At 60.7% G+C, this 19,478-nt stretch carries 11 protein-coding genes; 3 read left to right on the top strand and 8 right to left on the bottom strand.

The genetic code is table 11. From position 1 onward, the window contains the following. Nucleotides 1–188 precede the first annotated feature (188 nt). Nucleotides 189–7,256: a TcdA/TcdB pore-forming domain-containing protein gene (locus AB1J88_RS17575; protein ID WP_430291588.1), complete on the top strand. Its 7,068-nt coding sequence runs from the start codon at nt 189–191 to the stop codon at nt 7,254–7,256. A gap of 99 nt (nt 7,257–7,355) precedes the next feature. On the opposite strand, the gene AB1J88_RS17570 is transcribed toward AB1J88_RS17575, so the two are convergent. Then, a complete protein-coding gene (locus AB1J88_RS17570) occupies nt 7,356–7,952 on the bottom strand; it encodes a MarC family protein (protein WP_003221263.1) in 597 nt (198 codons plus the stop codon). A gap of 236 nt (nt 7,953–8,188) precedes the next feature. On the opposite strand from AB1J88_RS17570, the gene AB1J88_RS17565 reads away from it, so the two are divergent. Continuing rightward, on the top strand, nt 8,189–8,971 hold the full coding sequence (locus AB1J88_RS17565) for a hypothetical protein (RefSeq protein ID WP_041068162.1): 783 nt from the start codon (nt 8,189–8,191) through the stop codon (nt 8,969–8,971). Between the two features lie 102 nt (nt 8,972–9,073). Further along, nucleotides 9,074–9,721 (top strand): hypothetical protein, encoded by a 648-nt coding sequence (locus AB1J88_RS17560; RefSeq protein WP_430291587.1) that lies wholly within the window; start codon nt 9,074–9,076, stop codon nt 9,719–9,721. A gap of 50 nt (nt 9,722–9,771) precedes the next feature. Here AB1J88_RS17560 and AB1J88_RS17555 read toward each other — a convergent pair whose 3' ends face one another. The 7 genes from AB1J88_RS17555 to prmA all read right to left on the bottom strand — a co-directional run bounded on the left by AB1J88_RS17555 (nt 9,772) and on the right by prmA (nt 19,475). Then, complete coding sequence (locus tag AB1J88_RS17555) at nt 9,772–12,546, bottom strand: response regulator (protein ID WP_430291586.1); 2,775 nt, start codon at nt 12,544–12,546, stop codon at nt 9,772–9,774. Between the two features lie 99 nt (nt 12,547–12,645). After that, nucleotides 12,646–13,941, bottom strand: a complete 1,296-nt coding sequence (gene purD, locus AB1J88_RS17550; protein ID WP_103485973.1) for a phosphoribosylamine--glycine ligase — start codon at nt 13,939–13,941, stop codon at nt 12,646–12,648. A 147-nt stretch (nt 13,942–14,088) separates the two neighbouring features. Continuing rightward, nucleotides 14,089–15,696: a bifunctional phosphoribosylaminoimidazolecarboxamide formyltransferase/IMP cyclohydrolase gene (purH, locus tag AB1J88_RS17545; protein WP_430291585.1), complete on the bottom strand. Its 1,608-nt coding sequence runs from the start codon at nt 15,694–15,696 to the stop codon at nt 14,089–14,091. 82 nt (nt 15,697–15,778) lie between these two features. Continuing rightward, nucleotides 15,779–16,099, bottom strand: coding sequence for a DNA-binding transcriptional regulator Fis (gene fis, locus AB1J88_RS17540; protein WP_003221275.1), 321 nt, complete (start codon nt 16,097–16,099; stop codon nt 15,779–15,781). Further along, on the bottom strand, nt 16,096–17,106 hold the full coding sequence (gene dusB / locus AB1J88_RS17535) for a tRNA dihydrouridine synthase DusB (RefSeq protein ID WP_007961945.1): 1,011 nt from the start codon (nt 17,104–17,106) through the stop codon (nt 16,096–16,098). Before dusB ends, fis begins: the two co-directional genes overlap by 4 nt. 185 nt (nt 17,107–17,291) lie before the next feature. Further along, nucleotides 17,292–18,566 (bottom strand): DUF3426 domain-containing protein, encoded by a 1,275-nt coding sequence (locus AB1J88_RS17530; protein WP_430291584.1) that lies wholly within the window; start codon nt 18,564–18,566, stop codon nt 17,292–17,294. Nucleotides 18,567–18,596: 30 nt separating this feature from the next. Then, on the bottom strand, nt 18,597–19,475 hold the full coding sequence (gene prmA, locus AB1J88_RS17525; RefSeq protein WP_041068147.1) for a 50S ribosomal protein L11 methyltransferase: 879 nt from the start codon (nt 19,473–19,475) through the stop codon (nt 18,597–18,599). Between the last annotated feature and the right edge of the window lie 3 nt (nt 19,476–19,478).

Genomic DNA, 19,478 nt, shown 5'->3' with positions numbered 1-19,478 from the left:
TTTATTGATCAGGGTTGTCGCAATAACTTGTTGCGGTTACATGCGTTATCAGTTGTTTTTTAGTCGCCTGTTTTGACATGTATTGAAAGTTCTGAAGTTTGAGTGTGAATTTGCCATTCGTTAACTTCGCTGCCATTCAAGTGCCTGGGTGCACTGATGATGTCGGTCAGAATAACGGAGGAACTTTCATGCGCAATCAACGATTTAAAGATGCCAGTGGTTATGTCAGTTTTATCAATCTGTTCAAACAGGCTGATCTCGAGCAGGCCCTGTTGGTACACCGGGACAGTGACGTTTATTCGTCAGTGTGGCGCTATTACTTTGCATGTATCGGTTTGCTCAATTCCCCGCGACTGATTGAACCCCTGACATTGCTCAAGCATTCCCTGGCGCAGTTGATCGGCGAGCCGCGTGTGCGCCGTGACACTCTTGGCCAGTCTGAGCCGCCGAAAAACTCTTTATCGGGTATTTACAACAATATCCAGGCGTTTGAGACCCGTCTGCGAAACAGCGAGATTTACGCGAAGACCGCCGCCACTCCGGTTGTAAAAAATCTGCATTTTGTCTGGCTGGGCGGTGGTCTTGGCGCGATCCAGCGAGACTACCTCGACCTGTGGAAGCAGGTATTGAGCGGGCAGGGGTACAGCCTCCATCTCTGGTATGACAGTGACGCGCTACTGGCCTGGCAAACCAATCAGTTGATCGTCGAGGCCGCCAAGGCTGACGCCATGCAACATGGCGGTAGCGAGAGTATTACCGACAGCAGACTGGGGACGCTGTACGAAGAACGGGTCATCGTCCTCAAGCAGCAGATGTTCATGCACATCAACGAAGCGCTGGAACGAGGGGAATCGGCGGATGACGCACGGGTCGATTTGTTGACCCGCGCCTACGGCCAGGACGCGGTACAACTGGAAGCCTTGATCGAGCAGAACCGGCGCAGTCTGCTCGATCTGGCAGGCGATGATTTGCAGTTGCGTGACTTGCGTGACCTGGACGCACCGCTGCGACTGCAAGCCATCTATGAGCGCGAGACCCGGTTGCGCGGTAATCTGGCCGCCGCCTCCGACGTGGTGCGGGCCGAGGCGTTGTACGAGGAGGGCGGTCGCTACGTCGATGTCGATAACCTGCCGCCCCTGGTCAAAACCATGGGCGGGGTCGACATCAGTGCGTTCGGCGGCGACGCGCGCCTTGGCGTTCTGCAGCTGCTGCTCGATCACAATCCGCACTGGATGCCGGGACGCCAGGCATTGCGCGACCGGTACACCGATTATCTGGGCCGGATTCCCGACGAACACCGCGCTGCGCTGGAGGCTTTTGCCCGGCAGCAACCGGCACTGCACGAGGTGTTCCAGGCGCCGGCCGAGCTGCTTGTGCGGCCGCAGGACCTGCGCGCTGTTGCCGTGCAGAACACGTTGAGCAACTCGTTTCTGATGGCTCATGCGCAATCGCCGATGCTCAACAGCGTGATCGAGCGGTTCCGGTTCAACTATCAGGCCATTGACCAGACGGCCCGCCTCGCCGCCAAGCGAGGCGTCGCATTAAGCGATTTTGACGGCATGACAGAGCTGGCACGGGAAGTACTCGAGCAGGCATTTGGCCCTCTGGCCGAACTGTCGATGACCGAGGACGTGGCGGCCAACTTTCTGATGCTGGCCATCGCGGGCTACTTCAGTGACGGCATTCGCCCGCAGAGCGAGGGGACGATTTATCTGACCGGACCCGCCGCGATGCGCGATGGCATGGCCGATTACGCACGGCGCAATTTCGTCCCGCGCGAGGAGGAAACCTTGCGTGTGGAAGCGGCTATCGAGCCATTGTGGATGGTCAACGACAAGACCGAGGAAGAGCAGGACCACTCCTGGAAAGACAACGCCGTTGATGTCGAGCAGTGGGTGCTCGACGAGCAGCAGCGCTGGCACGAAGGACAGTACAGCGCGCGCTACCGCGGCGATGTAAAAGCATTGTTGACCCAGCAGAGCATAACGTTCGAGGAGGGCTGGCCGGTTATCGAGGGCCGGCCAGTGCTGTTGACGCAGGTGCTGCAACGGATGATCGACAGACTCGGTGAACCGTTCGTGGTCGCGATGCGCGACGGACATAACGGCCCATTATGGTTTCCTGACGGGCCGGGGCTCAGCTTCGATGATCGCCAGGCCATTAAGGCCCAGCCCGTCACTTTGCAGGCTCCGGCGTCGCTCAGCGATGCGCGGATTCAGGGGCTGGCGCTGGATGAGTTGCTAAGCGGCATTGCCGAGGGTTCGCTGCCGTTCTTTCAGATCAGTCCGTTGCAACGGGTGGTGTTGGGACAGATGCTCGGCGCACGCTCACTGGATAACTCAAGTCTCACGCAACTTGCCTCCGAGCTGGATAATCTGGCCAACAGCGTTGCCGAGTTAGGGGCGTCGGTGCGTTATGCGGCCATTGAACGCCATCTGTATCAGCAGCGAGCCCCGCAATTCATGGCCGGTCTCGCCAGTCATGTCGAGCAGCCGATGATGTCGTCAGACAGTGCGTTGACGCTGAAGCGAGCCGCGCTGTCGCAGGCGCACACGCTGTTTCAATGGGGGCGTCATGTTGCCCATATTCAGACCGTCGCCACCCGCGAGCATCGCGAGCAGGTGATCCTGCGGCTGGGTCAGGTGCTGGGGCAAATCGAGGCCAGTGACGTCAAACTGGTGCCGCAGGATCTGTTGCTCGAAGGGCCGGGCGATCCCGGTGGCCGCTGTTACCCGCTGGCGCTGATCATGAGTGCTGCTCTGGAGCAGGGCGTTGTCGCGTCGCGACGATTGCGCGAGCGGTTCTTTCTGGCCACTGCCGAGCCGCAGCAGCACGATTCAATGATGTTTCTGGAGGCGCTCGAAGAGTTGCGCGGCGTGCAATTGCACGACATCGGCAAGCCGTTGGGGCGGGTCGATCTGCAACAGCTCGGCACCGCGCTGGAAGCGTTCGCCAGCCCGCGCACGTTGATGCTCAACTCGGACAACCACGCCATGCTGGTGGCGAAAACCTTCAAGGGTGGGCACGCCACCTATCACTTTTATGATCCCAATTTCGGCGTGTTCGAGTTCAGCCAGCCGGATCAGTTTCAACTGGCACTGACTGACCTTTTCCAGAAACAGGGCATGGCGAAATACTATGCGGCCTATGGCGACAACGCGCGTCCGACTTTTGATCTGATCGAGCTGCAGGGGCAAAGGATATCGGCCCTGAATCTGTCCGGCGGATTTAGCGTCGGGCAATTGCTGGAGTCCGACAATGTGTTGCCGGAGCAGGCACAGCGGCCAATCCGTCGGCGCTTGAACAGTGCCCGCGGCCATTCGCTGGTCAGCAATCCGCACCTGGGGCGCAGCCTGCGCGATCTGGACAGTCGTTGGTGGGGACAGCAGATCGCCCAGGCAACTGACGCTTTACAGCACTTGCATGCTTCGGCAAAACCGTTGGTGCCGTTGTTCGAAACCCTGGAGATGATGCCCACCGGCGAGTTCCGGATCAACCTGATCGATCCCGCGCAAACCGAGCATGTGGTACAGGTGGTCAGCAGCGATCATCGCCTGCTGCGCATCAGAAATTATCTGTCGGAGCAGTTTTCGACACTGGGCACCCGAGCCACGCCGCAGATGGTTGAGGCCGGTGCCGTTCACACCCTCAATACCGGCTTCACGATCCAGGCACTGATGAACGTCTTGCGTGGACGAGAGGGGGATGGCCGCACCTTGACCACCGCCGTCAGGTTGCATGCTTACGTCAATTACGCGCAATTGCTGCACGGCAATGTCACCGACGTCGCCGGTCTGATCAGTCTGATCAAGACCGCACTCAATGAGGAGAAAGTCATTGCCCGTACCTGTGCGCCAGTGGTGGGCGAGGCGCTGGGACACGTCGCCAACGAAGGCGTGGGCGCGGTGCTGGGGCTGGCCAATGTCGGCTTCGACATCTACCAATTGGCGACGGCAGACAACGAGGTCGAGCGCGCGCAGTTCGGTACTCAGTTGGCCTTCGACGCCACCAGTCTGGCGTTGACCGCTGGTGGTCTGGGAGCCGCCACGGCGGGCGCGGCGACTGCAGCCGCTGTGCTCGGCGGCGCCGGGGTGGTGCTGGGCGGATTGGCTGTGGGTGTGGCGGCACTGGCTCAGGGGTTCGCCAGGATCGCCGGGCAGGCGCAGGAGGTGGGGCTGTTTTTCGATGATCTGGAGCGGGCCTGTCGCGGTGTCGGTTATCGTTATGACGACGGGTTTGGGGCGTGGGTCGCTCATCCCTCGCTGGTGGTTCAGAGCCTGGACTTCAATCGCGCGATGATGGTACTCGACAGCCCGAAGGTGTATCGGCTGCGCGACCATTTCGGGGTGCCGGGTATCAATCCGGATGATCATCAAGCACTCGATCTGCGGCGTGAGCTGGGGCTGCCAGGCTACATCCGCTTCGATCCGCCGAGCACGCAACTGGTCGTCCTGCCATGCACGCCGACCACCTACTACGGTTACGAATACAAGGCGCTGCCGTTCTCGACGCTGCGTCACGACACCGGTTTCGATACGGCCCGCAAGCTGGAGAAAAAGGATGCGGCAGGCCAGTGGCAGTTCCTGTTTTCGTTCTACTCTTTTCCCACGCACTACATCATCAACCGCCTGATACCGTCGTATCGCTCAACCGTGATCGAGGTACGGCTGGATGCCCGCGAACGTGCGCTGGCAGTCCCCATGACGCCGCCGGTCTGGCACGACAAGTTGTCGTATCGCATCGAAGGAGCGGGCGGCGCCTGTTCACTGATTCTCAATCGTGGGGTCGATGTCCAGTTGCAGTCTCCCAGCCTGCAGCTGTGTCGCTGGAAGCTGGTCGCCACCTGGGCCAGCGAAAGGGATGTGCGGATTGACGCCGCCGGGATTCTTGCCGTGGGTGGTGTGAAGGTGACGTTCACCGGCAGAGGACGGCATGACGTCACGCTGCAACTGACCGGGCGACAAACGTTCAAGGTCAACCGCGGTGACGCACGACTGGACATTCTCGAGCAGGACGCGCCAGCCGGGGAGCATGAGCAGTCGCTGCTTACGCATTACCAGAGGCTGGCCCGGGAGCATCGGCTGGTGATGCCTTACACGCCGGTTCATCACTTTCCGATTCCTTTCGAGCCCGAAGGACAACCGCGCTACACCACGGCCTGGTACGACGCTGCCAAGGATCGTTTTCTGTACATTCGCAGTGAAGAGGTACTCGCGGCCGATGAAATGCTGCTGGCGGCGGTGGTCGACGATTCTGCGTTTTTCTATGAGACGCACAACTACGATATCTGGCAGGTCGACGCCGTCAGCGGTTTACTCAAATGCCGTTACCGGCTGCTGGTGACGAAGGGGCAGTGCAGCGTGCGGCGTATCGATGTCGATGCCCAAGGGGTGATTCACATCGAGCAACAATGTCAGGGGGCCGATCAGCAAGTCACGCAGTTCAATTACCTGATCCGTGAGGGCCAGCTGCAGCTGGTTGCGGTGACCCGAGAGATGGACCGTGACTTGGGCCAGCGAGTGTTCGCCAATCCGACCCTGATACATTGGTCGGCGGTGCTGGGTCACTATTTCCCGTTATCGCCGGTGCCCGAACGCGCAGGCGTCACCACCGTCGACTGGCAACCGGCCGCCTACGTGTCGGTGTGCTGGAAGTTCAATCCGGACAAGCGCGATCTGGTCTGGATTCGCAGCCGGGACCTGTTGTGCATTCATCCGTTTGCCTCTGGGCGTCACCGCGGTTGGGCCGATTCGATCAAGCATCTAGATGATCTGGTGCTGCTGCCGGTCAACGACGAGCACGCGCTGTTTTTCATCTACGACCGGCTGGCGCAAAAACTGTGCAGGGTGCAACGCAGCGCGCCCGCAGGCAGCGAGCGCTGGCCGGCGCAATGGACGCATCAATGGCTTCAGCCTGACGGACTGAATGACGTGGTGCCGGTACAGGACGGGTATCTGGCCCTGACCGATGACGGCTTGTTCTTCAATCTGACCGCCGAGGGTGAAGTGCAGCTGGGTGGCTTGAGTGAGCGCTGGCTCAAAGGACGGGCCCAGTGGTGGCAAGCATTGGAAGCGCTGGCAGCAAAGTACCCGGTCGACAGTTTTGCCATTCTGGGTGTGCGCAACGCCACCGGTGATCGCAACCTGTGTGCCTGGTATGTGGATAACCGCGTGCTGCTGTGCGACCCGGGGCACGACGGGGAAATGCGCCTGCTCGGCGTGACCCCGGACAATCGGGCGGTCTGGCTGTTGGACGTCGGCAGCGGTGAGATCTTGAGTCAGCTGTTCATTGACAGTCGACAGCTCGCAGCAGCCTTCGGCGGTGGCGCACAGTTACTGGCGGGCGAGCTGTTGCCGGCACCGCAGGCCGAGTGGGACGACTGGCGGTTCAGCACCGTGAGCAATGATGGCTCCGGTCTGCGCGGGACGTCAGCCAATGGCGTGTCTCTCGAGCTGCGATATCAGGAACCTGAACGAATCATTGGCGTCGATCATCAGTGGGCAAGCGAACACGCAGAGCATTTGCCAGAGGCTCTGCAGGCATTGCTGGAGACTGCCGAGCATGCTCCCTACATCGCCGTGGAGTCCGACGCGGGCAAACTGCAATGGTTCGACGTGGCGAATGCCCAATTGATCCGGATCGCGGGCCAGAACCTGCCGCACGATTGCGAATTGCTCGGTACGCGCCATCGGCATGTGCTGTTGCACGAGCGCGCGGCACATTGCGTGTTCGTCTACCCCGATCACCAGAGCATTGGCCCTTTCGAATATATGCGGCGCGAGGCCGAGGTGTTGGTGGTCGAGGGCCAGAAACAGGTCGACGACCTCTTGCCACTGATCGCTGATGACGTGAGTTGTCTGGTATTGCGCGTGGGGCAGGGCGGTGTGACGTATCACCTGTCGAGGGCCAGCTGGTTGCGGCTGGAATCGGTCATCGTCGATTGTCGACCGCCACTGGGCGAGGCTCCGGTGATTCCCGGCAAGCTGGTCTGGGCGCTGGACGCTCCGCAAAAACTGCAACTGTCGTTTGTCGACGAGCACTTGCTGATCGTCGACCCGGATCGCCAGCACAGCCTGATCCTGCGGGATGTGTGCTCGGCGGATCCGGCGATGCGCGGCGATGTCTTCCTCGGCTTCGAGGGCAAGCGTTCCTATGCGGTATCGAGCCTGGTGCAGAGGTTGCGTGAAGTCACTGAGGCCGATGATGCCGACGGCAGTGCAACGCTTGCGCAGTTGCTGGGAGCTGTGCCGGCCTGACGCGGAGGGGAAACTGACCAGGCCTGCGCAGATTACTGCGCGGGCCTTTTTACTGATTCTGTCTCGTCCTGAATAAGGTTTACACCGGCTGACTTCACCTCAGGAAACCAGATAGCCCTTCACCCCGGTAAAGATGATCTGCGCCGCCAGCGCGCAAACAAACAGGCCCATCAACCGACTGACGATCTGCAAGCCTTGGTCGCCGAGAATCCGCTCGATGTGATTGGACAGGTACAGCACCACGCCGACGGTGAAGCTGGCAAGGGTGATACTCATGATTGCGGTCAGCTTGTCGTCCCAGTGCGGTTGGCTGACGCCCATCACCAGCAGGGCGCCGATGGTGCCCGGGCCGACGGTCAGCGGGATGGTCAGCGGAACGATTGTGACGTCCTGTTGCACGTTGTCACTCTGCACGACCGGTTTGCCCTGGGCCATGCCCAGCGCCGAGATGAACAACACGCTGCCGGCACCGATGCGGAATGCGTCCGCCGTGATCCCGAACACATCGAAAATCACCCGCCCGAACAGGTACAGCAAGACGCTGGATACCAGCGTGGCAATTGCCACTTTCCAGGCCAGGCGCCGCTGCTCCTTGCGCGAGTAGCCACGGGTCAGACTGATGAAACAGGACAACACGAAGAAGGGGCTGTAGAGCACCAGCATCTTCAGGTAAACGCTGAATAACACGTGGAGCATGGTGTTGGCTCGCGGCGGCAGATGGACAGAGCGGAGTCTATCAGCCGGTTTAATTTTTGGGGGGATGGCGAAAACAAATATCCCCGGAGCAACTAAGCAAGTTGTAGTTTGAAGTGGGTGTTTTCGGGGTTTGTTATTAGCAAGTTACATGTTCTGGTTTGTGGTTTTTTATTGTTCTGTTTATTGTTCTTTCGCGGGTTCAAGAGGAGCTCGTTTTAATTAATAAGGATTTGATAATGAATATTCATGATGTTGAAGATTGCGCCGTTGCTGAGTGTGTCCACCGCTTGCAGAGTTATGAACTGGACGGCGCGGCTATTCGTCCTCGTGGTCTTTCGCTGCCGGCAATCGAAGAGCCGGGCAAGGGTTCCATCGTCGGTGAAGGCATTCTGTCCTTTACCGGAAACTTGAGTGAACAGAATCGCGAAGATGTGCAACACGCGTTCCTGTTCGCCACGCTGGTCGCCAACAAGAAGTATCCGTACGAATATCAGGGCAAGGAATGGTACTACCTGTTTCTGCAAGTGATGACCGATGCCGGCTGGCTGCCAACGAGCAAGTACTACAATGACATGAACATCGGCGGTAATACCGTACGGATGGATCAACTGGTGCTGGAGATCCTCGGCAGCGTCGTGGCCGGGCTTGCTGTGCCGGGCTCGGCTTCGGTGTTGATGCTGAAAGTCGCAGGCGACGCCATTACCGCCCTGAAAAAGCGTGAAACCGCGCTGACGCTGTACGAGCGCAACATGCTTGAACATGGTGTCGGCGGTATGGCGGCTGGCACGTGTACCGAAATCAATGGCGAAGTCACCATGGCCCTGGGGACTGTTCGATTCATCCGCAAAAACACGGCCAAACAAGTGTTGTTCATGGATTGGGATTCGCGTGAAGTGAAACTCTATCGGGGTGATTCGGTATTCCGCAAAGTGCCTTCTATCGTCGAGCAAACCCGCGATACCATCCGCGTCAAACTGGGTTTGAACGCAAAAACCAAGATCGAAGATTACGAGATCTGACTGAGTGTTATTGATAGGGCGGCCGTTATCGGTCCGCCCTTTTTCCATTGAGGGTTGATAATGGCTCGGTTATACACGTTGTTGGCAGTAGGGCATGCTGTTTTGGCGTTGCCGGAATCTGGACGCCGCACGGATTACGATGATCTCGTTCAGTCAGGTCTGTTGGCGCAACTGGTCGCCAATAAAAAAATCGAAGACGCGAAAGTTGAAAGTTGGTACGACGCTTACATCGCTGTGCTGGATGACTTCTGGGTGCGAAGCGTGAAGTTGCGCGAGGATTTCTCTGTCGCTCAGGCAGATACGGGTTCGGCGCTGGAGTGGGCCACGACAGTGTTGGCCAATAACGCTGGCAACGATCCGGCACTTGGCGGGCTGATGGCATATGCGGCGCGAATCACTGACGGTGTTTCGGCAGTGCAGACGTTGCCCGAGCCGCCTGGCGAAGCGCTCATGCAGACGCCGAGGCCTGCGCTTCAGGTGGTGCGCCTGCTGACCATTGCAGCGCAGAGTCCGACATCGATCAGCAGCCTTTATCTTGAGTTCAAGACGCGACAGACGCTGGCTGCCAATCCGTGGTCGCAGCGTTTCGCGAGCGCTGAAGTCGAAGGTCCGGTGTGTGTGCGTTATGCGCGAGCGACGCTGTCACAAACGCTCTACGCACTATCGCGTCAGGCCGTGGCGCGAAAGCTTGGAGATCGACTGGCGCAGAACGTGGCGCCATTGGCTGAGGCAATCGATCTCGGTGTCTGAGGCGGATTGCCCGGGGGCTGCAAGCGCTTTCGGGCGATGAACGGCAATCGTCAGAAAGTCGAGGCCGTACGGTTCTGCTGATCACGCTGGGCCACCCAGTGTTCGATCAGCTCGCGCAGTTGCGACAACTCCACCGGTTTGGCCATGTGCCCGTCCATCCCGGCCTGGCGCGCGCGTTCCTTGTGCTCGGCGAGGATGTGTGCGGTCAGCGCGACAATCGGTGTGCGGGTACGCTGATTGCTGACTTCCCACGCGCGCAATTGCTGGGTCGCCGAGAAGCCGTCAAGGATCGGCATTTCGCAGTCCATCAGCACCAGGTCGTAACGCTGAGCCTTCATCGCCTGCAGGGCTTCTTCGCCGTTGCTGGCAGTGTCAGGTTGCAGGTTGAGTTTGCCGAGCATGCCGCGAATCACTTTGGTCGAAATCGTGTTGTCTTCGGCGACGAGAATGCGGAAATCGCTCGGCACCTTGGCGGCGGTCGCGGGCGTGACCACTTGCGGCTGGAACACCACCTGCCCCTTGTTGCGCTGGTTCAATTCGTCGGCCAGCGTGGTCTTGAGCGTGTAGCCGGCCACCGGTTTGGCGAGGATGCGTTTGATCCCGGAGTTGCGCGCGATGATCTTGCTCGGCGCGTTGCTGATGCCGGTGAGCATGATCAACAGGATGTCGTGATTGAGGCTCGGGTCTTCCTTGATCTTGGCCGCCAGTTGCATGCCGGTCATGCCGGGCATGTTCTGGTCCAGCAGCACCACATCGAAGTAGTCGCGCAGGTGCGCCTTGGTGCGCAGCAGCGCCAGCGCTTCCTTGCCCGATGGCACGGCGCTGACGTTCAGACCCCAGGCGCTGCATTGCTGCACCAGCACCTTGCGGCAGGTATCGTTGTCGTCCACCACCAGCACGCGCGCACCTTGCAGCGGGCCGTCGAGGTCGGAGGTCGGGTGTTCGAGACGGTCAGGGTCCAGTGGCAGGGTCAGCCACAAAGTGCTGCCCTGATTGGCGCCGCTCTTGATCCCGAACTCGCCGTGCATCAGGCGGATCAGTTGCCGGGCGATCACCAGCCCAAGGTTGCCACCCAAACGGTTGGCCGAGAGGAAGTGCTTGCTGTGCAACTCGGCGTGCAGCAGCGCATCGCGCTCTTCTGCCTCCATCGGCTGGCCACTGTCCTGCACGGCGATGCGCAGGCGCGGCTTGACGCTGCGCTCGTCGAGGGCGACGACGATCAGCACTTCGCCTTCGTCGGTTTTTTTCAGGGCATTTTCCAGCAGGCTCAGCAGGGTCTGGCGCAAGCGGGTCGGGTCGCCGCTGATCACGCGCGGTACCTGTGGCTGGATGAAACTGATCAGCTCGACGTTTTGCTGTTCGGCTTTGGCCCGGTAAATGCTCAGGCAGTCGTCGATCAAAGCATTGAGGTCAAACTGCACATCGTCCAGTTCGATCTGCCCGGATTCGAGCTTGGAGATGTCGAGGATCTCGTTGATCAATGTCAGCAGTTCGTTGCCGGCACTGTGGATGGTTTGCACGTAATCGCGTTGCTTTACCGACAGCGGTGTGCCCAGCAGCAACTCGGTCATGCCCAGCACGCCGTTCATCGGGGTGCGGATTTCGTGGCTGATCTTGGCGAGGAACTCGGCTTTGGCGTTGATCTCGGCATTGCTCGCAGCAAGGTCGCGACTGATGCTGAAACGGCTTTCGGTGATGCTGCGCTGGCGTTCACCCAAGGCGATGCTCATCAGCAGGCCGCTGATGCAGATGAAGCCCATCAGGGTCATGATCAGGCCCTGCGGCGCCACCAGGGTCAGCCCCAGCAGTGCCGGCAGGATGATCAGCGTGCCGATATTGAACACCACCATCCCGGCAACGAACAGCCGCGCCGGGCGATAACCTTTTTGCCAGTGATAGAAGCCGACCAGCAACATGCTCAGGCCGGCCAGCGCCACCAGCGCGTAGGTGATGATGTTCAGCGGCAGGGTGTTGACGAATAACAGCAGCAGGCTGCAGATCACGATGAACAGAATGTCGCCCAGCAACAGTTTGTTCAGCGGGTGCGGGCCCAGCGGGGCGAAGAAGCGCAGGGCGAACATCAACCCGGCGGGGGCGGTCAGCAGCAGCGCCAGATAAGCGCCCGGCGTCTGGATCGCGTGCCAGTTCGGCAGCCACGGGCCGGCGAGGTTGAGCAGCAACAACAGACTCAGGCCCAGCAGGCCTTCGCAGATCGCCAGCCACAGGCTGCTGCGCGAGCGCGAGTAGGCATAGCGCACGAGGTTGTGCAGCAGCAACATGCCGAGGCAACCGAACAGCAGGCCGAAAATCAGCGTCTGGTTCTGATTGGCGGCACTCATCACCGCCGATTGCAGGGTGATGTGCGGGCGCAGCTGATGGTCGGAGACCATGCGCAGATAGATGTCGAGTGGCTTGTCGCTTTGCGGCAGCGGCAGCAGGAAGTCGCTGCTGGGCAGTGGCCGCTCGGCCTGCGGCTGGTGGGTGCCGGAGAGGCGTTGCTCGATCAGCTTGTCGCCGTCCAGCACGTACAGACTGAGACTGGACAGGTCGGGCGCAAAGATACGCAGCACTTGCTCGTGCTTGCCCGGCGCCAGTTTGAAGCGCAGCCAGAGTGCACCATCGGGCTCGGCCGCCGTGAGGCGATCAAGTTCGATGGGACTGAATTGATTGGTGTAGCGCGCCGAGCGGATGTCGCTCAGTTGCAGATTACCCTGATCGTCAAGCAATACCGACCAGCCACTGCCTTGCGCGGCCAGCGCCGGAAGCATGCAGAGCAAGGTCAGCAACGTGACGGTGAAACTTATGGCAATCCTGAGCCAGCGCACGGCGAAATCCCTTCGTAGGTTGATGCCAGAATATAACGATGCGCGGCGGCGGAACAGCCCGGCGAGGGACTGCATCCCGCGCCGGACGTGAAGGACAGCTTATTCCTGGGTTTCGCCACGTTCACGGGCAATGGCGCGGTAGCCAATGTCCTTGCGGTAGAAGCAGCCTGCCCAGTCGATGGCGGCGGCCAGCTTGTAGGCTTGCTGCTGCGCTTCGCTGACACTGGCGCCCATGGCAGTGGCGCAGAGTACGCGACCACCGGCCGTCACCACGTTGCCATCCTTCAGCGCCGTACCGGCGTGGAAGACTTTGCCTTCCAGGCCTGCGGCTGCGTCCAGACCGTTGATCGCCGCCCCCTTGGCATAGTCGCCCGGGTAGCCGCCGGCGGCCAGCACGATGCCGACGCTCGGACGTGGATCCCACTGTGCTTCAACCTTGTCCAGCGCTTGCGCCAGAGCGGCTTCGACCAGCAGCACCAGGCTCGACTGCAGGCGCAGCATCACCGGTTGGGTCTCCGGGTCACCGAAGCGGCAGTTGAACTCGATGACTTTCGGGTTGCCGGCCTTGTCGATCATCAGACCGGCGTACAGGAAACCGGTGTAGACGTTGCCTTCTTCGGCCATGCCGCGCACGGTCGGCCAGATCACCTGATCCATCACGCGCTGGTGCACGTCGGCGGTGACCACCGGGGCAGGGGAGTAGGCACCCATGCCGCCAGTATTCGGGCCGCTGTCGCCGTCGCCAACACGTTTGTGGTCCTGGCTGGTGGCCATCGGCAGGACATTCTTGCCGTCGACCATGACGATGAACGAGGCTTCCTCACCGTCGAGGAATTCTTCGATCACCACGCGCGAACCGGCATCGCCGAACGCATTGCCGGCGAGCATGTCGCGCACGGCGTCTTCGGCTTCGGCCAGGGTCATGGCAACGATCACGCCTTTACCGGCGGCCAGGCCATCGGCCTTGATCACGATCGGTGCGCCTTTTTCACGCAGGTAAGCCAGGGCCGGCTCGATCTCGGTGAAGTTCTGGTAGTCGGCGGTCGGAATCTTGTGCCGGGCCAGGAAATCCTTGGTGAAGGCTTTCGAGCCTTCCAGCTGCGCAGCGCCGGCGGTCGGACCGAAGCAGTCCAGGCCACGGGAGCGGAACAGATCGACCACGCCAGCGACCAGCGGTACTTCCGGGCCGACGATGGTCAGGGAAACGTTTTTCTCGGCGAAGTCGGCCAGTTGCTCAAGGGCCAGCACGTCGATGGCGACGTTTTCGCACTTGGCTTCAATCGCGGTACCGGCATTGCCCGGCGCGACGAAAACCTTCTGTACGCGCGGATCCTGAGCCACTTTCCAGGCCAGGGCGTGTTCACGGCCACCGCTGCCAATGATCAAAACATTCATTTCAAAAACCTCAAATTCTGTGGGGCGCTACCAACCGCTGTGAAACCTGTAGGAGCTGCCGAAGGCTGCGATCTTTGCTCTTGATCCTTTAAAGCAAGATCAAAAGATCGCAGCCTGCGGCAGCTCCTACACAGAGGGAGCGGTGTATCAGTGACGGAAGTGGCGCATGCCCGTAAAGACCATGGCGATGCCGGCTTCATCAGCAGCAGCAATCACCTCGGCATCACGCATCGAGCCGCCTGGCTGGATCACCGCCGTGATACCGACCTTGGCCGCGTTGTCCAGGCCGTCGCGGAACGGGAAGAACGCATCCGATGCCATCACCGAACCTGCAACCTGCAGACCGGCGTGCTCAGCCTTGATCGCAGCGATACGCGCGGAGTTTACGCGGCTCATCTGGCCAGCGCCGACACCGATGGTCTGACGGTTCTTGGCGTAGACGATGGCGTTGGACTTGACGTACTTGGCGACTTTCCAGGCGAAGATCAGGTCGTGGATTTCCTGTTCGGTCGGTGCACGCTTGGTCACCACTTTCAGGTCGTCGGCGCCGATCATGCCGATGTCGCGGCTCTGCACCAGCAGGCCACCATTGACGCGCTTGTAATCCCAGGCCGGAACGCGGTCCGCCGACCACTCGCCGCAGGCCAGCAGACGCACGTTGGCTTTGGCGGCGACGATGGCGCGGGCTTCTGCGCTGACGCTTGGAGCAATGATCACTTCCACGAACTGACGCTCGACGATCGCCTTGGCGGTCTCGGCATCCAGCTCACGGTTGAAGGCGATGATGCCGCCGAAGGCCGACTCGGTGTCGGTAGCGTAGGCCAGTTCGTAGGCCTGACGGATACCGCCCTCGGCGTCCGGGCTCACGGCCACGCCGCACGGGTTGGCGTGCTTGACGATCACGCAGGCCGGCTTGACGAAGCTCTTCACGCATTCCAGCGCGGCGTCGGTGTCGGCCACGTTGTTGTACGACAGCTCTTTGCCTTGCAGTTGGGTCGCGGTGGCGATACCGACTTCGGCAGGCTTGGCTTCCACGTAGAACGCCGCGCTCTGGTGCGGGTTCTCGCCGTAGCGCATTTCCTGAGCCTTGATGAACTGGCTGTTGAAGGTGCGCGGGAACTCGCTGCGGCCTTCGGTGCTCAGGGTTTCGGCAGCCTGATTCACGGTGCCCATGTAGTTGGCGATCATGCCGTCGTAGGCGGCGGTGTGTTCGAAGGCCTTGAGCATCAGGTCGAAACGCTGAGCGTAGGTCAGGCCGCCGGCCTTGAGGTTTTGCAGAACGTTGGCGTAATCGCTGGCATTCACCACGATCGCCACGTCTTTATGGTTTTTCGCCGCCGAACGGACCATGGTCGGGCCGCCGATGTCGATGTTCTCGATAGCGGTCGGCAAGTCGCAGCCTGGCTTGCTGATGGTGGCTTCGAACGGGTACAGGTTGACCGCAACCAGGTCGATCGGCTTGATGCCGTGCTCGCTCATGATCGCGTCGTCGATACCGCGACGACCGAGGATCCCACCGTGGATTTTCGGGTGCAGGGTTTTCACCCGACCGTCCATCATTTCCGCGAAACCGGTGTAATCCGCGACTTCCACTGCGGCAACACCGTTGTCGCGCAGCAGCTTGAACGTCCCGCCGGTGGAGAGGATCTCGACGCCGAGGGCTTCAAGCTCCCTGGCGAACTCGAGGATCCCGGTCTTGTCGGAAACGCTGATCAAGGCGCGGCGGATCGGCAGGCGGGTAGTCTGGTCGGTCATCTCAATTTCCATCAAAAGCAAAGGAAGTCAGCAAAAAAGGCGACCGGTTTTACGCGGGCGCCTTTCTGGTTTGATTGAATGCTTACAGCAGATCGTACTGCTTGAGTTTCTTGCGCAGTGTGCCGCGGTTGAGTCCCAGCAGCTCACTGGCCTTGGTCTGGTTGCCCTTGACGTAGTTCATCACGCTTTCGAGCAGGGGAGCCTCGACTTCGGAGAGCACCAGGTTGTACACATCCGTGACGGACGCGCCCTCAAGGTGGGCGAAATAATTGTGCAGCGCCTTCTCGACACTCCCGCGAAGGGTCTGACCTTCTTCGCTTGGGGTATTGAGGTGCTGTTTCAAATTCACGTTGTCGCTCACGGGTGCTGTTCCACTCACTAAAGTCTCGGTCATCATCGTCATGCGGCCACCCCTTCTTCGTCCCCTGTCAGGCTCTTGTAACGCTCGGCGAAGAACTCCCGAACGTTGGCGCATTGTGTTTCCGTACCATCCAAACGATTGAAGTGGGCGCGAAACTCCCTGGCGCCCGGCAAGGTTGCGAGATACCAGCCCACATGCTTGCGGGCAATGCGCACGCCCATCACATCCCCATAGAAGGCGTGAAGGGCGGCCAGATGCTCCAGCAGGATGCGTTCCACTTCGCTCAGCTCCGGCGCCGGCAATTTCTCGCCGGTACGCAGGAAGTGTTCGATCTCGCGAAAAATCCATGGCCGCCCCTGGGCAGCCCGGCCTATCAGCAGGCCATCGGCACCGGTCGCGTCAAGCACGTAACGGGCCTTTTCCGGCGAATCGATATCGCCATTGGCAAACACCGGGATCGACACCGCCTGCTTGATCGCGGCAATCGTGTCGTACTCGGCTTCGCCGGTGTACAGATCGGCGCGCGTGCGGCCATGCACGGCCAGCGCGGTGATCCCGGCCTGCTCGGCGATCTTCGCCACGGTCAGGCCGTTCTTGTTGTCGCGATCCCATCCGGTGCGGATCTTCAGGGTCACCGGCACATCCACTGCAGCGACGACGGCCTGCAGGATCTCGGTGACCAGTGCTTCATCCTTCAACAACGCGGAGCCGGCGGCCTTGTTGCAGACCTTCTTTGCCGGGCAACCCATGTTGATATCAATAATCTGTGCGCCCAGTTCGACGTTGGCCCGTGCCGCGTCCGCCAGCATCTGCGCATCGCCACCGGCAATCTGCACCGAGCGTGGCTCGGGATCGCCTTCGTGGATCATGCGCATGCGCGACTTGCGGGTGTTCCACAGGCTCATGTCACTGGTGACCATTTCCGAGACTACAAGCCCTGCGCCCAAACGCTTGCACAGCTGACGAAAGGGCTGGTCGGTGACGCCCGCCATCGGGGCGAGAATCAAACCGTTCTGCAATGTATATGGGCCGATGCGTACCGCCGACATAGGACTTCCCTGAAGTGGGGCCGGATCATGAGAGTTCGAAAAAGGGTTGGCATGATACCCGCTCTCGATGACTGGATAAAGGCTGAATTGAACAAAATCTGAACAGTTATTCTGTTATTACCAGCGGTTTGGTGGCCGCGGAGGAAGTCAGAAAACTGCCGTCAAACCTGAAGCGATAAAGCGATTCACTCGGGGGAGTGGAAACTCAGGCTGTAATTCACCGCTTTGGGGCCTGGATCGAGGATATCCAGTGCGATGTGGATCGGCGTCTGTGGCGGCATTTCCGCCATGCCCTCAAGGTCGCCGTTGAGGTATTCGCCGGGTTTGAAGCGACGACTGGCAATCAGGTGACCGTTGAGATCGGCGAAGCGCAACTCCAGCAGCGGGAACGGCTGGGAGAATGTTGCGCGGTTATAAATGATCGCGTCGACCACCAGCGCTCCACTGAATTCCGGATGGCTGCGCACCACCAGGTTGCTGCTTTTGATTTTGCCGATGTCGACCTTGGACGGCACCGTGCAACCGATCTGCGGACAGAACTGCTGGAACCACGGGCGGTACTGATCCTGGCGCGCCAGTTCGTCGAAATGATAGGCGATGTACTGACCCGCCAGACCGGCGGCGGCGAGCAGCACCAGCAAACTCCAGAGCAGGCGCCGGCCCCAAGGCGAACGGCGCTTCTGCCAGTCCAGTTGCAGCGGGTCGTCGGTCAGATCCTGCAGCACTTCGGCGCGTTGACGTTTTTTGCGCAGCGGTTCGACCGATGGCAAGTCGTCATCGTCCGGCTCGACGTTGGCCGACAGGCGTTCACGACGGGCATTCGGATCGATCGGGTCGTGCAGGCGCAGTTGCGGGATCGGCGGTTCATCGTCCAGATCCACCGGCTCCAGCGACAGGGAAGGCTCGGTGCGCGCGGTGTTTACCGGTTCCGGTTCGACGGTATCTGGCTCGACGTCATCTTCGGGCTCGGGCAGACGTTCATCGTCGCGTGTGCTGAACAGGCTGTCGCGCCACTCCGTTTCATCGGCTTCAGGGCTGTCGCGGCGGGCGCTCAGGGATTCTTCGCGCTGACGACCGAATTCGGTGGTCGGCTGGATTTCCCGTTGTTCGAGGCGGGCCAGTTCTTCGTCCAGATCGAGGCTGTCCAGATCCAGCTCGCTGGCGCTCCATTGCTTTTGGCTGATGGCGCGCGGCGCGGGCGGTTCGTCATTGACGGGTGCTTCGACCACTGGCGGCGGCTCGCTGACCACCGCCTGAGACGGTGCTGGCTGGACAATGGACGGCGCCACCGGCGTAACCGCTTCCTTGCCGGCGTGTTGTTCCAGCAGCTGTTTGGCGGCATTGAACACTTGCAGGCAGGAGCCACAGCGAACCACCCCGCGGGCCACGCTCAACTGAGCATGGCTGACGCGGAAGCTGGTTTGGCAATGCGGGCACTGGGTGACGAAGCTGTCGGTCATGCGGCGATCCGGTTTATGCAGGCGGCCATTCTAGCGCCGACGGCCGGTGATGCGCACCCAGCCATCACGATTGGCGATCGGGTCCAGATCGAAGTCCTGCGCATAGGCTGCAGCGACCTCTTCGCCTTGTTCGGCGAGGATCCCGGACAACGCCAGACGCCCGCCGGACTTGACCAGGCCGGACAGCTGTGGCGCCAGGGAAACCAGCGGGCCGGCCAGAATGTTGGCCACCAGCACGTCGGCTTTGACCTGCGGCAGATCTTCCGGCAGGTACAGCGGGAACAGCTCGTCGGCAATATTGTTGCGCCCGGCGTTGTCGCGCGAGGCTTCCAGCGCCTGCACGTCGATGTCGGTGCCGACCGCTTCTTTGGCGCCGAGCAGCAGGGCGGCGATCGCCAGAATCCCCGAGCCGCAGCCGAAGTCCAGCACGTTGCAGTCCTTCAGATCCTGGCCGTCGAGCCATTCCAGGCACAGCGCGGTAGTCGGGTGAGTGCCGGTGCCGAATGCCAGGCCCGGATCCAGCAACAGATTGACCGCGTCAGGCTCAGGCGCGGCGTGCCAGCTCGGCACGATCCACAGGCGCTGACCGAAACGCATTGGCTGGAAACCGTCCATCCAGCTGCGTTCCCAATCCTGGTCTTCGATGACTTCGCTGTGATGCTCGGGCAGCGGGCTGCCGGTCAGCAGTTCCAGATGGGCCAGTACCGGCGCAGGCTCGGTGCCGCCCTCGAACAGGGCCAGCAGATGTGTGTGCGCCCACAGCGGGGTGGTGTTGAGTTCCGGCTCGAAGATCGGCTGATCTTCGGCGTCCATGAAGGTCACCGAAACGGCGCCGACTTCAAGGAAAGCGTCTTCGTAGGTTTCGGCTTGTTCCGGGCTGATGGCGAGACGTACTTGCAGCCAAGGCATGGC

It is taken from the genome of Pseudomonas sp. S8 (assembly GCF_050473925.1).
Classification (GTDB): Bacteria; Pseudomonadota; Gammaproteobacteria; order Pseudomonadales; family Pseudomonadaceae; genus Aquipseudomonas; species Aquipseudomonas parakoreensis.
Note: the sequence above shows the minus strand (reverse complement) of the source record. Positions and strands in the feature narration are given on the sequence as shown.

Coding starts and splice junctions, on each gene's coding strand:
- AB1J88_RS17575 (WP_430291588.1), top strand. CDS start 189: ATGCGCAATCAACGATTTAAAGATGCCAGTGGTTATGTCAGTTTTATC.
- AB1J88_RS17570 (WP_003221263.1), bottom strand. CDS start 7,952: ATGCTCCACGTGTTATTCAGCGTTTACCTGAAGATGCTGGTGCTCTAC.
- AB1J88_RS17565 (WP_041068162.1), top strand. CDS start 8,189: ATGAATATTCATGATGTTGAAGATTGCGCCGTTGCTGAGTGTGTCCAC.
- purD (WP_103485973.1), bottom strand. CDS start 13,941: ATGAATGTTTTGATCATTGGCAGCGGTGGCCGTGAACACGCCCTGGCC.
- purH (WP_430291585.1), bottom strand. CDS start 15,696: ATGACCGACCAGACTACCCGCCTGCCGATCCGCCGCGCCTTGATCAGC.
- fis (WP_003221275.1), bottom strand. CDS start 16,099: ATGACGATGATGACCGAGACTTTAGTGAGTGGAACAGCACCCGTGAGC.
- dusB (WP_007961945.1), bottom strand. CDS start 17,106: ATGTCGGCGGTACGCATCGGCCCATATACATTGCAGAACGGTTTGATT.
- AB1J88_RS17530 (WP_430291584.1), bottom strand. CDS start 18,566: ATGACCGACAGCTTCGTCACCCAGTGCCCGCATTGCCAAACCAGCTTC.
- prmA (WP_041068147.1), bottom strand. CDS start 19,475: ATGCCTTGGCTGCAAGTACGTCTCGCCATCAGCCCGGAACAAGCCGAA.